The organism is Elusimicrobiaceae bacterium (assembly GCA_017528825.1).
In the GTDB taxonomy this organism is placed as follows: Bacteria; Elusimicrobiota; Elusimicrobia; order Elusimicrobiales; family Elusimicrobiaceae; genus Avelusimicrobium.
The window spans coordinates 12,532-27,494 of record JAFXOI010000022.1 but is presented as its reverse complement, the minus strand read 5'-3'; the positions used below and the strand labels follow the sequence as shown (position 1 = coordinate 27,494).

Sequence of the window (14,963 nt, the reverse complement as noted above, 5' to 3'; positions counted from 1 at the left end):
AACCGCTTTGCCAAGTGAACTGTAAAAAGTGCCCCTATTATTGGGCAAACAAATTTATTTTTATTATTAAAAGGAGTGCGTTATGGCTACTAAAGAAGAACTGGAAAAACAAATTGCAAATCTTAAAGAACAAATGAAAGATGTGCACGGGTCCAAGTGTGAAGTGTACAGCCGTGTGGTGGGCTACTTGCGCCCCGTTGGTGCGTGGAATAAAGGGAAAAAAGAAGAATACTTTATGCGAAAAACTTATGATGTGGAGGGTAAAAAACGCCCCAATGGATGCTGTTAGAACTGGGGTTGACCCCTGTCTAAAACTGTGGCTAAAACTGGGGACACGTCGTCGGTATTCGTTTCTCTCCCTCTCCGTTTTTTCTACCTATTTTTCTGTGCCTGCTGTACTAAAGATAGAATCAAATCTCTCTCTTTAAAATTCATATCGGGGGAGCCAATTATAAAATCTCTTGATAAAAACTTTTTTACGGATATCATCTTTTCGATAACCAAACGTTTTCCATGTAACCAACTGTCTTCTGGATAAATACGATACTTTGAATAAGGAATACAAACAGAAGAGCCTTCGTTATCACTGAGAAACATCACATCCCTGCATATACTTAATTTTTGATTCATAATAGTCATCGCCCTTGCCCCCCAGTCAATATATAACACTATCGAAATTTCTTTTACGATAGGGCCATATTGTTTCTTTAAATCATCATATTGATGACCATATAGCTGTTCTTTCCAATATGGGACAACTTTCTCTTGATCAAATTTAACACAATAATACCAAGCATACAACAAAACTCCCGGGCCAATAAGAACCAACAAAAGTATAATCACTATTCCTATATCGGAAGAACTTTGATATTCGTGAACTAATAACAACAATGCCGCAGTAATATAGACAACAAACAACCCTAAGAGAACTTTCCTTACTGTATTCATAAATAGAGCCTTTTTGACTAAGTATAGCAATTATTTTTATAGAGTAGTTTCTTACAAACACCTATTTTCTCACATGGTGTATTTGTAGACCAAGCAAACGCCCTATCAACAAAACAGGCGTAATAATCAATATCGTCACTATCGCCCAGAAAATTAAAAAGATACTGCTAAAAACAAGCGCAAAAAATCCCGTCAGAAATCCAGCCCCACGGTACTCAGTATACTACGTATTTTTGCGCCTAGAACTAGTGTGTTTTATTTTGAAAATGCGCCGACAGCTTATGTCGTATAAATTGCATCAGTCTCAGACCTTTTATGGTACACGCTTCTTATTCTAATTCAGAAATAGCATTTGTAATAGTATAATAGGTTGTACCATTTCCTCCATAATAGCTTGAACTACTTGCAATACTACTGCATATATTATTAACGATTGCATTGTTTTTACCATCAGGTCCATATGGTGCACAAGAACCTCTTACTGTGTAGGTTGAATCTGGACTGAACTGCAACATGGGCAAGTTATTGCTGGCGGCATTGGCAATGCAAGAATCTCCATTACACGAAAACACATAGGTGTAAGGATTAGCAGAATCTTTACCGGCCCAACCACCTGCACGCAAATTAGACGGAATGCCTAGCTGACTCAAAGACGGATAGCTACCATGTTCTGCCTTATATTTTTCTCGTGTAGCTATAATATCTTTCAGTTGTTGCATAGCACCTACCATAATATCTATGCTTTCCTGTGATACGTCTGCATCTCTCCAAGTGTAAACGAATTGTGGTACAAATTCACCTATTCCATCTCCTTCCAGCACATATGTTTGATATCCCTTTTTCAAGGATCCGTTTATCTTTTGCCCACCTAGTGTTTCACATAGCCGCTCTGCCCGCCTGCTTCCTTTTACCGCTTCGCAATGTATTTCTCCCGGGAAATTAGCACTATTGTCTTGGTAGATTATATAGCTATTTTCCAAATTATTTTTACTGATTTTTACATAATCATAATTATTTCTTTCGCTGAGCGAAACACTAGTACCGTCTCCGATATCGGCTCTACTACCGGTGGGGGTCGTAGGCAGTTGTACTTCTAAATACGCTAAATCCGACGAATAATTTCCCGCCGCCATATAATAGCTTTCTTGCGCACTAGCGACACTTTTGGCTAGCGGCATTAAGGTAGCGTAGCGGCTTTTATCAATGGCGGTTTGAAATTGTGGTAGCGCCACGGCCGTGAGTACTCCGATAATGAGCACTACAACGAGTAATTCAATTAGCGTGAAACCCCGCCGGGCATATGTGTACATCATACATGTCTCCTGTTCTTGAATTTACCAAACAACTTATCGCAAAAAAAGGCGGCGACTTTACTAAGAGCGGTTTCAGTGACCCTTAACAAACAATCGCCGCCTACCTATCCCCACAAAAGGGGATAGGCAAGACTCAGGCGACCATTTGCTGACTGAAACCTGCTTGGAAAGAGCACTCTTTCTTCGCTTAGCACGGGCTTCCCCCGTGCTTCAACAAATAATCTTCAAATTGTATGTACTACTAGTTTGTTAGATTATAACATATTTAGCCAGTTCTACCACTATAACAAACTTGCCTCACAAAATAGTAAAATATATATAGGTTACGCGTGAAGTCACATCACGCAATTTCAAAACCAAGGAAAATTTATGTTACCCAAAGCGTACGAACCACAAGAAGTAGAACAAAAATTAATCGACAAATGGCAAAAAGCACAACTTTTCAAAGCTAAAGTAGATCCGGCCAAAAAACCCTTTGTAATTGTTATTCCGCCCCCCAATATTACCGGTGCTCTGCATATGGGCCATGCACTTAACGACACGTTGCAAGACAGTTTAATTCGGGCACACCGCATGTTTGGACAAGAAGCCTATTGGGTACCCGGCACCGACCATGGCGGTATCGCCACTCAAAACGTTATTGAAAAAAAATTAGCCAAAGAGCAACACAAATCCCGTCATGATTTAGGACGTGAAGAATTTGTAAAAACCGTGTGGGATTGATACAACGAATGCGGCAATGCCATTTTTAATCAATTCAAAAAAATGGGCTGGAGTTTGGATTTATCTCCTGAAAACATCCGCTTTACCATGGATGAAAAACGTGCTCAATCTGTTTATGAATGTTTCAAACGTTTGTGGGAAAAAGGCTATATTTATCGTGGGAAACGTCTAATCAATTGGTGCGTACGCTGTTCCACCGCGCTGTCTGATATTGAAGTAGAACATGAACAACACGCCGGAAAACTGTGGCATCTGCGCTACAAAGGAGAGGATGGTTCCGACGGTATTGTAATTGCAACTACCCGACCGGAAACTATTTTTGCCGATGCGGCCATTGCGGTCAATCCCAAAGATGAACGCTATAAAAATATGGTAGGTAAAAAAGTGATTATTCCGCTGGCTAACCGCGCCATTCCCATTATTGCTGATGAAGCGGTAGAGTTAGAATTTGGTACGGGTGCTTTGAAAATTACTCCCGCCCACGATGCCACCGACTACGAAGTAGGCCAACGTCATAACTTACCCATCTTGACGGTTATCAATGATAAAGGCAAGATGATTAATTGTCCCGAAAAATATATCGGCATGGACCGGGACGCTTGCCGGAAAGAAACTGTAAAAGATTTGGATGAAGCGGGCCTGTTGGTGAAGGAAGAAAAATATAACAATGCCGTTTCCACTTGTTACCGTTGTCACAATACCATTGAACCGTTTATGAGTGAGCAATGGTTTGTGAAAATGGATAAATTAGCCGCACCGGCTATTGCGGCCGCAGAATCCGGCCAATTACAATTTCATCCGGCTAATTGGAAAGCTCCTTTTGTCAATTGGCTCAAAAACATACAAGACTGGTGTATTTCTCGTCAGATTTGGTGGGGACACCGCATTCCCGTGTGGTATTGCCGTCACTGCAGCGAAAAAGGTCTTACCTTTGTAACAGACCAGCAAGGGCACGAACAATTGACCAAAGTGTCTTTTGAAGACGGTGCACAACCAATTGTATCCTTCCATGCCCCTGAAAAATGTCCGCATTGCGGAGGTACTGACTTTGTACAAGACCCTGATGTACTAGATACCTGGTTTTCATCTGCGTTATGGCCGATGTCCGTTTTCGGTTGGCCGGAAGAAACAAAAGAATTATCTTATTTCTACCCCACCACCTCTATGGTGACCGGATATGAAATTTTGTATCTATGGGTAGCACGCATGGTGATGATGGGACTGGAATTCAAAGGAGAACTACCCTTTAAGGACGTATTTCTCAACGGAATTGTGCGTGATAAAAGCGGGCAGAAAATGTCTAAATCCAAAGGAAACGTTATTGATCCGTTGGATATGACGGCTAAATATGGCACCGATGCGGTCCGCTTTTCATTACTCATGCAAGCGGTCCCCGGTAAAGATATTCCGTATGCTGAAGAAAGCATCACCGGTGCTCGTAACTTTTGCAATAAAATCTATAATGCTTCCCGCTTTATCTTAATGAATATGGAAGGCATTAAAGGCCCCTTGGCAATGCCTACGCAGGCCAAGGAATTAGCCGACCAATGGATTTTAGATCGCTATACTACCGCCATTAAAACGGCCCGTGAAGGCATTGAAAAATATAATTTGGCCTTAACCGCCACCACTCTGTATCACTTCTTGTGGGGTGATTTCTGTGACTGGTACATTGAGTTGGCCAAACAACGTTTTCAAACACAAGAAAAAGAATATGTCATGGCTTTGTGTGTTAATATCTTGTACGGCACCTTAAAGGCTTTGCATCCGCTTATTCCCTTTATCACCGAAGAGATTGCCGCCAGTTTACGTCCATACGTAAATGAAAAAGAGGAGTTCTTATTGCAGCAATCTTATCCTGCTTTTGAACCGGCTTTACTGGCACCGGAAGCAGTGCAAAAAATGGAAACAATTCAAGGAATTACCAAAGAAATCCGCACTATCCGTGCGCAGTTTAATGTACCGCCGGGGCTCAAAATTAAAGCCTTGATATCTGCTCAAGAAGAAGCGGATTTACAAACTGTTCGCGAGTATACAAACTACATTGAGCTGATGTCTAAGGTGGAACAATTACAGGCAGGAATTGGGCTGGCTAAACCCAAGCAAACCGCTACGGCCACGTTTGGTAAATTAGCTATTTATATACCCTTGACCGGTCTAATCGATTTTGCCAAAGAGCAAAAACGTTTGGAAAAAGAAATTGCCGCGGCGCAAGCTAATATCGCTTCCCGTCAAGCCAGATTATCTCAGGAAAATTTTATCAAGCATGCGCCCCAAGCACAAATTGATAAAACCAAAGCTGAATTAACCGCGGCCCAAACAGCCCTTGCACAAGCCCAAGCGGCTTTGGCAGATTTAGCGTAACACAGATAAGGGCTGGCCTAGTGCCGGCCCTTTTAATTAAGGAGCTACTATGCGTTTATTTTTGAGTATTTTATGTACGATGTGCCTGGCCCTATCGATTCAGGCACAAACTAACTCTTGGAAAGCCATTATGCGCTACGATAAGCAAGCCGCTAAAACTGCGCTGGCAGATCGTTTGTTAAAATATGCCGAGATAGACAGTCATTCTGACCCTGCAAAAAATACAGTCCCTTCCTCCAAAGAGCAATTGTCTTTTGCAAAAGTGCTGGCCAAAGAATTAAAACACATAGGAGCTAGTAAAGTGCAAGTGAGCAAAACAGGAATTGTATCGGCTGAAATTCCCGCCACTTCTGCTACTAATTGGCCGGCCATGGCCTTTGTGGCACACCTGGATACTCCGCTAGCGGACAGACATCCTCAGCTGCACACCAAATATAAGGGAGGCAATCTGAAACTGTCAAAAGATGTCCTCTTAGAAGAAAGTAACAATCCGCATTTATTACAAGCACACGGACATGATCTGATTACCTCGTCGAGCACTGCTCCACTGGGCGCACAGTCCAAAAATGGTTTATCCATCTTGATAACGCTGGCCGATTATCTATTGGGAAATCCCTCCATAGAACATGGCCGCATTTTACTGGTGTTTTTACCGGATGGCATTTCTCATGCGGCCGCCCAACAGATTTCCCCCGCTGATTGGAACGTGTCATATGCTTATATGATGGAGGGCGGAAATATCGGAGAATATGTAACGGATACTTTTTCCGGCCGCCAATTTACCATTACATTTACCGGAAACAGACAAATTCCTTTAGGCCAAGCGCTACATTCTTCCTACACGGACAATTTATTAATGGCAGCGGATTTTTACACGTTGTTGCCCCGTCAATACCGTCCGGAAAGCACCGCGCAACGACAGGGATATATTGCCGTCACACAGTCCAACACACAACAAGATACCACTACGCTGATTGGCGAAATCCGCTCTTTTACATCGGATGGAATTAAAGAACTTTCACAAAACGTTACCAATGCCTTTAATACAATTAAAGCCATGTATCCCAAACAGGCAGGGTCTTCTCTGTCCTTTCAGGATCAATTTCAAAATATCCGCACCGCTTTACCGAAAAAATTTATCCTTCATACGGAAAAAACATTCAGACAAGAAGAAATACAGCCCAAGCAAACGGCTCTAAGAGATACTTCCGATGCGGCTATTTTATCTCTTAAAGGGCTTCCTACTCTGAGTTTATTTACCGGAGTATTTAATGCAGGCACTTCGAAAGAATACGCCGATGTGGATGTCATGGAGGCCTCTTTACGCTCAGCTATAACACTGGCCACCACCCCGGCGGAGTTTGCCCGCTAACCATCCACGGGGGCAGGCCCAGAAAACGGATAGGTCTTTTGGCCCTTGCGGATGGAAAAGAACATTACATAAAATACTGGTAATACATCCTGCTGGATTTGCTTTAGAGCGCCGTTTACAGGAGAATTTATGAAAAAATTAATTTCTGTTTTATCCGTACTAGTATTACTGTGTTCCGTCAATATAGCTGTTGCGAAATCCTTCAATCCGTCTGCATACCGTGCACAAATGATTCCTCAGTTTGTCAAATATGCCAAAATAGACAGCATGAGTGAGGACAATGATGCCCAATGGATGACACCGGGACAAGAGGAAATGGCACGAGTATTGTACGAAGACATCAAAATTTTCGGTTTTCCGACCCATTTCTCCGCCGATAAGTATATCTATGTAAACATTCCTTCCAATCTAAAAGATCACAAAGCACCGGTACTGGGTATTAGTGCTCACTATGACACTACGCCGGACATCAATGGACGCAATATACAACCGCAAGTAATTAAAAAATATGACGGCCAACCTATCGTCTTGAAAAACAATCACATAATTGATGTAGAGTCAAACCCTTATTTGAAAAATATGATTGGCAAAACCATTGTCACTTCCGACGGTACCACCAATTTGGGGGCCGATGACAAAGCCGGTGTAGTGATTGTATACACTCTACTTAAAACCTTGGCCGAAAATCCAACTATTCAGCACGGGCCTATCGACATTGTAATTACTCCCAACGAAGATATAGGTCGTAGCGCAGAACGCCTGGAATTGCAATACTATCATCCGGATTATGCTTTTGATTTTGATGCCGGCGTGGACGGAGAAGTAATTGTAGAAAATTTTACGGCTGAAAAAATTTTGGTCACGGTGTACGGCGTTCCCGGGCATCAATCCTATGCTGCCAGCAACGGATACCGTAATGCCTTGGCTCCTGCCTCTTATATTACCAACCAATTTGCTTTGCGGGAAAATTTGCCCAATTACAGCTCCGGAGACAAAGGATATATTGAACCGCATCATCCCATTTATAATGCAAAAAACAACTCTGTTACCACAGATTACCGTGTGCGCTATTTTGACCGCGCCGAAGGTGAGAAATGGCACCAGCGTTTAGCAACGGCAGTTTTGGAAGCCCAATTGAGATACGATGTTGCAGTAGACTACAAAATCATACTACAATATGATAACGTAGCAAATGGTGTGAAAACCGATGCAAAAGACCTTACGGAACGTGTTTTCCAAGCATCCAAAGTCACGCCTAATTTTAAAAAAGAACGCGCCGGCACCACCTCAGCCATGATTATGGCCAAACACGGGTTCGGCGGGTACACGGTGTTCACAGGGCAAAACAATCCGCACTCCTTCACAGAATGGCTGAGTGAGGAAGATATGTATAACGCCTATGTGGTAGCTTTGAATTTAGTACGTCACGTAGCTCAGATGGAAAAGAAATAAATATGCAAATATTAATCGCCACCAGTAATGTTCATAAATTAAAAGAAATTACCGCTTTGCTTCCTGCTAAGATGCAAACGGGTGAACCTTTTGAATATATTAGCTTAACAGATATTTTACGTTTAAGTCTGCCGCCCGAAACCGGCACTACGCTGGAGCAAAATGCAATCGCAAAAGCGTGTTATGCCGCGCGTCTGGCGGGAATGTGGGCCTTATCGGATGACACGGGGCTGGAAGTAGATTTTCTGCAAGGACGTCCCGGCGTGCATACCGCCCGTTATGCAGGAGAACATGCAGACGCCGCCGCAAACAATCAAAAGCTGTTGCAAGAATTAACGAAAGCACTTCCCCCCCAACGTACCGCCCGTTTTCGTACGGTAGCTTGTTTGGCAGATCCTTTGGGAAATACCACTTGTTTTGAAGGAATTCTGGAAGGCAGCATCACTTCTCAATACCGCGGGGAACATGGTTTTGGTTACGATCCTATTTTTGTAGTCAAAACAACCGGACAGACATTGGCCGAAATGACTACCGCCGAGAAGAATCAAATCAGCCACCGCGCACACGCTTTCAAACAAGCCGCGGATTATTTGTACCGGCTGAAAAAATAACTTTTATAAAGTTAAAAACCGCCTTAGACGATCCGTCCAAGGCGGTTTTTATTTTTCACTTTCTCTTCTAAAATCGAATGGCCAACATCTCAGGAGTAACCAAATAGAACAAATTGATCAAAGCTCCCATACTCAAAAAAGGCCCGAACGGAATGGCATCCCCGCGGCCTTTTCCCTTGAAAATCATCAAAAATACGGAATATACAAGTCCTAAAACGGAAGCAAAAATAATGGTAGTCAGCACCCCTTTCCAACCGATCAATGCGCCAATACCGCCCATCAGTTTCACATCTCCACCGCCCATGGCCTCTTTCTTAAACAAGAACCAACCCAACAAGGCGACTGCCAGTGTGCCGAAAAATCCGACACCGGCCCCCAGTAAACTGGTCAAAAAACGATGCCAAAAACTTCCTTCAAAATAAGGATTTAAGAAGGCAACTGCCAATCCGAAAACGATAAGCCCCAAGGAGAAACGATCCGGAATAATCATGAGTTGCAAATCAATCACGGATAAAATAATCAAACAATACACAACCGTCAACACCACAGCCGTCCACGCCGTCACTCCCCACCGCCATACAAACAGTACCGTCAAAACAGCTGAGAGTAATTCTACTAAAGGATATTGACAAGAAATCGGCTCTTTGCAACAACGACCTTTTCCCCACAACAACACATAGCTCAGCACCGGTATATTGTCATACCACGCAATGGTTTTACCGCATTTTGGACAAAAGGAACGAGGCCACACAATTGACTTATTTTGTGGAATTCGGTAAATACATACATTTAGAAAACTACCTATAATCAACCCTAATAAAGCGGCAAAAAACAAAACAAATACGTCCATAAATCCTCCTAAATTAAAATCCCGTCCTAATTACAGGACGGGAAAATGGTTAATGGGTATGCCACGCTTTTCCGTAGCTGTCTTCTCGGTCGGTATTGACGAACACATCTCCAAAACGCGGATCGGTCGGATCATTGACGTACACCCAACCGCCCGTCTTTGTAAAGGCATTTTCATACGAACCCGCAGATACAGCAGACGAAGGCGCAAACCCGGGCACACGTGCCACCGGGATTGCTTCAATGTAATTGGGCACCAGACAAGACAAATCATCGGTAGGATACATCCCTTGATGTTCTCCATAATAGGCTGCAATAGCACTGCGCAAGCGAATCAATTGATGTTTGGTCCCGCCCTCATGTGCCTTATGCACCAGGGAAATAAACTTTGGCACCGTTACGAACAACAACACCGAAAACAGCACCACCGTCACTACGATTTCAATTGCTGTAAAACCTTTTTTCATAACCTCCCCTATTTCAAACGCATGATCACAGCCGCAAATACTTTTGCATCTCCAATCGTATTTTTAATGCTGGAATATTCGTTGGGTTGGTGCATAGTGTCATCTAATTTAGAATACACTACTGCAGGGAATCCTTTGTTGCGTAAATAAGCAGCCACCGTGCCGCCGCCCAATCCTTGCACTTGCGGTTTATTGTGGTACACTTCCCGCACGGCCTGCATCATCAGTTTTACCATATCGTGATTCTTATCTGTCGGTTTAGACGACTCAGACACGATAGTGTCAATTTTTACCGTTACCTTAAATTTCTTCTCAATGGCCTTGGCATATTTAGCTATTTCCGCCAGTACTTGTTCATTGGTATAGCAGGGTAATACTCTGCAATCCAAATAAAACACATCTTGGCCGGGAATTGTGTTAATGTTGGGCACATTGGCTTCTTTTTTCGTAGCTTCAAAAGTGCTGGTCGGTTCATCACCGTACAGACGGTCTTTTTTATTAAATTTCTGATATAGACCACGCAAAGCAACTACCAAATGGCTTCCCGCCACGAACGCATTTACACCGGCTTTGGGAGTAGAGCCATGGGTTTGTTTTCCCGTCGTGGTAATTTTTAACCATAACATATTTTTTTCGGCAATTTCCACCATGGTCCCTTCGGAGTTACCACCGTCCGGCACAATAAAACTATCTTGCTTGCCAAAAATGTTGGCGTGCTGTTTCAAAATGGATACAATGCCAAACTGGCTGCCGATTTCTTCATCGGCGTTAAGCAGTAAAGCATAGTTCACCGGCGGACGAATGCCTAAATCCATCATCGCTTTTATAGCCAGCAACCCCGATATTAATCCTTGTTGATTATCCTCAGTACCGCGGCCGTAAATTTTATCACCCTTGACCACTATCTTATAGGGATCGGTTTTCCATTTCTTCAAATCCCCCGGTGGCACTACGTCCATATGTGCCATCACCCAAATTGTTTTCTTACGATTTTGACCATAATATTTGGCAACGATGTTCGGGCGCACACCGGTTGGTGATTTTTTATCTTTAATGTTTATTACTTTAATTTCATCAAATTTCATAGCTTTCAGCGTTTTGAGTAACACTTCTGCTTTTGCGCCTTCCCCTTTTCCACCTTCCAAATGCGGACTCACCGCCGGGCAGGCTGTCATTTTGGCTTGCATATCGATGACAAAATCACGATAGCTATCTATTTTTTTGAATAATTCTTGACTCATATTTTCCTCTCAAATCGGGTTTTTTACATCTATAAATTCCGTCTCCACCGAGAACTGTTTGCGAACTACTTCCATCAAGGCCTTTACACCAATTTTTTCGGAATTGTAATGGCCTAACGCCACACAATTAATTTTCCCTTCGCGGCACAGTTCCTGAACCGGTTCATCTACCGAACCTGTAACAAATAAATCCAGCCCCAAGCGCACGGCATCACCAATCATACTCCAACCGCCACCGCTTACAATACCTACGGTACGGATTTTCTTAGGTCCAAACGGCAACACCAATGCTTTGGCGCCACACACACGCTCCAGCCGACGGGTTATAACCGGTAATGAATCCGGATTGATTTCCCCACAAAAGCCAATGTCTTGCCCATGATAGGCGGCAAACGGCCGTAGCGTTTGTACTCCTAATACGCGGGCTAATTGTGCATTGTGCCCGCACACAGGATGCTTGTCTAAAGGTAAATGATACCCTAACAGGCTGATTTTATTCTCCAGTAGAAATCCAACACGACGTCCAAACATTCCGACTAATGCTTGCTCTTGGCCCCATAACAAACCATGGTGTACTATAATCATATCCGCTTTGGTGGCCTTGGCTCGTTTGAATACCTCCATGTTGGCTGACACGGCGAAAACAATTTTACGTACTTGATCGCGTCCCTGTACCTGCAAACCGTTCAGGCTGCAATCTGATACAGAGGCGGATAATAAGTAACTATCCAAAAACTGAACAACATCCTCGCGCATGGTCATTATTTTATGTTATCATTTTTTATACGATGAAAAAAATAGTTTTTTGCATTTTTTGTTTTTTAGCCCTTTCGCTGGCAGCCCAAGACAACCCTTTGCCGGTAGCTCCTTATTTGCCTGCTCAGTCGGGGGATGATGCTCCTATCACCGTCCAGCACCCACAAGAAAATTATCTTATTTCCCGCGGTGCAAACAACATTTATATCTTTGGGAAATTAAATCTGGAAAATCCCACTTTGGATATCAACGGGCAAGTAGTTCCTGTGTATAAAAACGGCACTTTCATAGCTTATGTACCTGTAGAACAAGGATCTTTTGCGCTTGTGCTTACTGCAAAAAGTCAGGGCAAAACCTATCAAGCGGTACGAAATGTCCGCATCCCCGGCACACCGCTTAAACAATTGACAGGAAAAGCACGCTTTGATGAAAAAGAAGTGTATCCCTCTAAACCGGTTTGGGTTGTACCGGGAGATACGTTGGAGCTCTCTGTCCGCGGCACACCGCATGCCCGTGTGACAGCCGAAATTAACGGACTAAAGGGAGGTAAAAAAATTACGCTTAAGGAGAGCTCACGCACGCCGGGGCGGTATCAAACTAAATATGTGATTCGCGACAAAGAAAAACCACGCTCCGCTAAAATTACTTATAAAATGGTGGATCCGGCTACCCACACTCACGCAAAGATAACTGCCAAACAACGTGTCAAAATTTTAGATATCACAGATCCCCTTTATACTGCGCGCATTAAAGAGGAGGGCACTAAAGTACGTCAATTACCGGTACATCAAGGCAGTCTATATCCCTTTTACCGTGCCTTCGGACAAGTGCAAATCGATGGACGTAATAACGGCTTGTACCGACTGCATTTAGGAAACGGAGAATCGGCTTGGATAGAAGAAAAAAAAGTAGCGGTGGGCTCTGCACACACCTTGCCGGTTAACATTATTTCAGATATTTCTACCGTAGCAACTACGGAACGAACCCAAGTTCGCTGGGAGGGTATGCATCCGGTACCGGTTTCGGTTCATGAATTTAATAACCGAATGGAAATTACCTTTTATTATTCGGATCAACTGGAAGAAAATTTTAACTTTGATGCCACTTCCCCTCTACTGGACCGCATCGAATGGAAAGGATCCAAAAACGGAGTACTTCCCTTCGTTTTATATTTCAAAAAAGGCACAACCCCGTGGGGACATGGCTACCACTACAACGGAAGCCAATTTGTGTTAGATCTATACCACGCTCCGGAGCATACTCCTACTGACCAAAAACCCTTGGCGGAGGTTCGTGTTTTACTGGATGCCGGACACAGCCCCAAACGTGTACCGCCATATGACGGTTTGGTAAGTCCTTCCGGTTTTTTGGAATATGAAGCTAATTTGGCTTTAGCTGAAGTCTTAAAACCGAAATTAGAAGCTGCCGGGGCTACGGTTATCATGACACGCCAAGCAGACAATCACATATCTTTACCGCAGCGTTATCAAAAAGCGATGGATGAAAAGGCCCATATTTTTGTCAGCTTGCACCATAACGCATTACCTGATACCGCTAATCCCATGGCTTATCCGCGCGGGTATTCCATTTATTACACCTATCCTCACAGTTTCCAACTGGCTAACAGTGTGTATCAATCTTTTAACAAACATATCCCATTGGCAGACAATGGCCTGATTGCCAATAATGTTTTATTCATTCCGCGTATTTCGGAAATGCCCAGCATCTTAATTGAAAATGCTTTTATGATTTTGCCGGAACAAGAAGAACTGGTCATGAGCCCCCAAGGACGCGAAATGTTTGCACAAGCTATTTACGAAGGAATTTTGCAATTTTATGCCCCCTCTGCGCCTGCTACACCAGTTAAAGGAAAAAAGAAACCGCGCAAAACAAAAAAATAATGCACAGGCTGTGCCTGGCAGGGCCTTTATATGATAGAATAAAAGAGTATGGCCAAGAGAACATGGACCCGCTTTTTAAGTGATCGTATCGATATTATTTTTATGCCGCGGGCGGGTGGATCTAAAAAGATAAAAGTAACGGGAATTACCTTAGTGGTATTGCTCGTCGTTTGGCTGGGGCTTACGTTAGGGGCTTTGTGGCTGTGGAGCCGGGCCTATGATTATCAGATCACCAAAGCTGATAACCAATTAATGCGCGTGAAACTGCATTTAATTGCCGACGAATTGGAACGAGGCCGTAAGTATTTGGACTTAACTCAAACCACTGAGCAACAAATGCGGCAAATGTTGGGCATGCCCGGCGGAAAGTTTATTAATCTGCCCAAAGTATTAGAAGAGAAAAATCAACAAGCAGAACAACGGGCTCAAAAATTGTTTAGCGCAGATTTGAAAGATTTCGATACGGAAGAATTTGAAAATTATATAGAAAGCATGCAACAGGAAGCCCAAGAACGTTTGGCTTCTTTTCAGGAAATTGCATGGTACTACGCCAACCAAATGGAAGGCAGCCATTCCACGCCATCTATTCGACCTTCTACAGGGAGAATCAGCTCCGGTTTTGGATACCGCCGCGATCCGTTTGGTAAACCAATCGGCCGCATGCACAATGGACTGGATTTTGTCAGTCAGCCCGATAGCCCGATTGTCGCCACGGCAGACGGAGTAGTGCGTCACACCGGTTGGGTAAATGGATACGGACAAGCGGTACTGATAGATCATGGGCTTGGTTATTCCACCTTGTATGCACATGCCACCGGCATTAAGGTCAAGGAAGGAGAACGGGTAAAACGGGGGCAGCCTATTGCCTTTATGGGCACCACCGGGCGCAGTACCGGAACACATTTGCATTATGAAGTATGGAAAGACGGTCAACCCGTTAATCCACGAAACTATTTTAAATAAATT

Annotated in this window: 14 protein-coding genes; 8 read left to right on the top strand and 6 right to left on the bottom strand. The window is 43.5% G+C overall.

The features are described 5' to 3' along the window. Positions 1 to 82 precede the first annotated feature (82 nt). Entirely contained in the window at positions 83 to 289 is a 207-nt protein-coding gene (locus IKN49_04735; protein ID MBR3632342.1) for a hypothetical protein, read from the top strand. 83 nt (positions 290 to 372) lie between these two features. Here the strand turns inward: IKN49_04735 and IKN49_04730 are convergent, their stop codons facing one another. Beyond that, positions 373 to 948 (bottom strand): hypothetical protein, encoded by a 576-nt coding sequence (locus IKN49_04730; protein MBR3632341.1) that lies wholly within the window; start codon positions 946 to 948, stop codon positions 373 to 375. Between the two features lie 329 nt (positions 949 to 1,277). After that, positions 1,278 to 2,261 carry a prepilin-type N-terminal cleavage/methylation domain-containing protein gene (locus IKN49_04725; GenBank protein ID MBR3632340.1) on the bottom strand — a complete coding sequence of 328 codons (984 nt, stop codon included), beginning with the start codon at positions 2,259 to 2,261 and terminating at the stop codon, positions 1,278 to 1,280. A gap of 369 nt (positions 2,262 to 2,630) precedes the next feature. Here IKN49_04725 and IKN49_04720 point away from each other — a divergent pair, with 369 nt between their 5' ends. The 5 genes from IKN49_04720 (at position 2,631) to rdgB (ending at position 8,783) form a co-directional block, all read left to right on the top strand. Further along, positions 2,631 to 2,984: a class I tRNA ligase family protein gene (locus IKN49_04720; GenBank protein MBR3632339.1), complete on the top strand. Its 354-nt coding sequence runs from the start codon at positions 2,631 to 2,633 to the stop codon at positions 2,982 to 2,984. A gap of 42 nt (positions 2,985 to 3,026) precedes the next feature. Next, positions 3,027 to 5,348: a valine--tRNA ligase gene (locus IKN49_04715; GenBank protein ID MBR3632338.1), complete on the top strand. Its 2,322-nt coding sequence runs from the start codon at positions 3,027 to 3,029 to the stop codon at positions 5,346 to 5,348. A 49-nt stretch (positions 5,349 to 5,397) separates the two neighbouring features. Then, the gene (gene pepT, locus IKN49_04710) at positions 5,398 to 6,720 is read left to right on the top strand and encodes a tripeptide aminopeptidase PepT (protein ID MBR3632337.1); all 1,323 of its coding nucleotides are present in this window, start codon (positions 5,398 to 5,400) and stop codon (positions 6,718 to 6,720) included. Positions 6,721 to 6,849: 129 nt separating this feature from the next. After that, entirely contained in the window at positions 6,850 to 8,172 is a 1,323-nt protein-coding gene (pepT, locus tag IKN49_04705) for a tripeptide aminopeptidase PepT (protein MBR3632336.1), read from the top strand. 2 nt (positions 8,173 to 8,174) lie between these two features. After that, complete coding sequence (gene rdgB / locus IKN49_04700) at positions 8,175 to 8,783, top strand: RdgB/HAM1 family non-canonical purine NTP pyrophosphatase (protein MBR3632335.1); 609 nt, start codon at positions 8,175 to 8,177, stop codon at positions 8,781 to 8,783. Positions 8,784 to 8,850: 67 nt separating this feature from the next. Here the strand turns inward: rdgB and IKN49_04695 are convergent, their stop codons facing one another. The 4 genes from IKN49_04695 to IKN49_04680 are packed head-to-tail and all read right to left on the bottom strand — an operon-like array spanning position 8,851 to position 12,102. Beyond that, positions 8,851 to 9,633 carry a prepilin peptidase gene (locus tag IKN49_04695; GenBank protein ID MBR3632334.1) on the bottom strand — a complete coding sequence of 261 codons (783 nt, stop codon included), beginning with the start codon at positions 9,631 to 9,633 and terminating at the stop codon, positions 8,851 to 8,853. 49 nt (positions 9,634 to 9,682) lie between these two features. Then, positions 9,683 to 10,099, bottom strand: coding sequence for a type II secretion system protein (locus IKN49_04690; protein MBR3632333.1), 417 nt, complete (start codon positions 10,097 to 10,099; stop codon positions 9,683 to 9,685). An 8-nt stretch (positions 10,100 to 10,107) separates the two neighbouring features. After that, positions 10,108 to 11,340, bottom strand: a complete 1,233-nt coding sequence (locus IKN49_04685) for a M20 family metallo-hydrolase (protein ID MBR3632332.1) — start codon at positions 11,338 to 11,340, stop codon at positions 10,108 to 10,110. A gap of 9 nt (positions 11,341 to 11,349) precedes the next feature. Beyond that, entirely contained in the window at positions 11,350 to 12,102 is a 753-nt protein-coding gene (locus IKN49_04680) for a Nif3-like dinuclear metal center hexameric protein (protein ID MBR3632331.1), read from the bottom strand. Between the two features lie 26 nt (positions 12,103 to 12,128). On the opposite strand from IKN49_04680, the gene IKN49_04675 reads away from it, so the two are divergent. Then, positions 12,129 to 13,997, top strand: a complete 1,869-nt coding sequence (locus IKN49_04675) for an N-acetylmuramoyl-L-alanine amidase (protein MBR3632330.1) — start codon at positions 12,129 to 12,131, stop codon at positions 13,995 to 13,997. A gap of 48 nt (positions 13,998 to 14,045) precedes the next feature. Next, positions 14,046 to 14,960 carry a peptidoglycan DD-metalloendopeptidase family protein gene (locus IKN49_04670; GenBank protein MBR3632329.1) on the top strand — a complete coding sequence of 305 codons (915 nt, stop codon included), beginning with the start codon at positions 14,046 to 14,048 and terminating at the stop codon, positions 14,958 to 14,960. Positions 14,961 to 14,963 lie beyond the last annotated feature (3 nt).

Excerpts from the sequence above, each read along its gene's own strand:
- IKN49_04735 (MBR3632342.1), top strand. The coding sequence starts at position 83 with ATGGCTACTAAAGAAGAACTGGAAAAACAAATTGCAAATCTTAAAGAA.
- IKN49_04730 (MBR3632341.1), bottom strand. The coding sequence starts at position 948 with ATGAATACAGTAAGGAAAGTTCTCTTAGGGTTGTTTGTTGTCTATATT.
- IKN49_04725 (MBR3632340.1), bottom strand. The coding sequence starts at position 2,261 with ATGATGTACACATATGCCCGGCGGGGTTTCACGCTAATTGAATTACTC.
- IKN49_04720 (MBR3632339.1), top strand. The coding sequence starts at position 2,631 with ATGTTACCCAAAGCGTACGAACCACAAGAAGTAGAACAAAAATTAATC.
- IKN49_04715 (MBR3632338.1), top strand. The coding sequence starts at position 3,027 with ATGGGCTGGAGTTTGGATTTATCTCCTGAAAACATCCGCTTTACCATG.
- pepT (MBR3632337.1), top strand. The coding sequence starts at position 5,398 with ATGCGTTTATTTTTGAGTATTTTATGTACGATGTGCCTGGCCCTATCG.
- pepT (MBR3632336.1), top strand. The coding sequence starts at position 6,850 with ATGAAAAAATTAATTTCTGTTTTATCCGTACTAGTATTACTGTGTTCC.
- rdgB (MBR3632335.1), top strand. The coding sequence starts at position 8,175 with ATGCAAATATTAATCGCCACCAGTAATGTTCATAAATTAAAAGAAATT.
- IKN49_04695 (MBR3632334.1), bottom strand. The coding sequence starts at position 9,633 with ATGGACGTATTTGTTTTGTTTTTTGCCGCTTTATTAGGGTTGATTATA.
- IKN49_04690 (MBR3632333.1), bottom strand. The coding sequence starts at position 10,099 with ATGAAAAAAGGTTTTACAGCAATTGAAATCGTAGTGACGGTGGTGCTG.
- IKN49_04685 (MBR3632332.1), bottom strand. The coding sequence starts at position 11,340 with ATGAGTCAAGAATTATTCAAAAAAATAGATAGCTATCGTGATTTTGTC.
- IKN49_04680 (MBR3632331.1), bottom strand. The coding sequence starts at position 12,102 with ATGACCATGCGCGAGGATGTTGTTCAGTTTTTGGATAGTTACTTATTA.
- IKN49_04675 (MBR3632330.1), top strand. The coding sequence starts at position 12,129 with ATGAAAAAAATAGTTTTTTGCATTTTTTGTTTTTTAGCCCTTTCGCTG.
- IKN49_04670 (MBR3632329.1), top strand. The coding sequence starts at position 14,046 with ATGGCCAAGAGAACATGGACCCGCTTTTTAAGTGATCGTATCGATATT.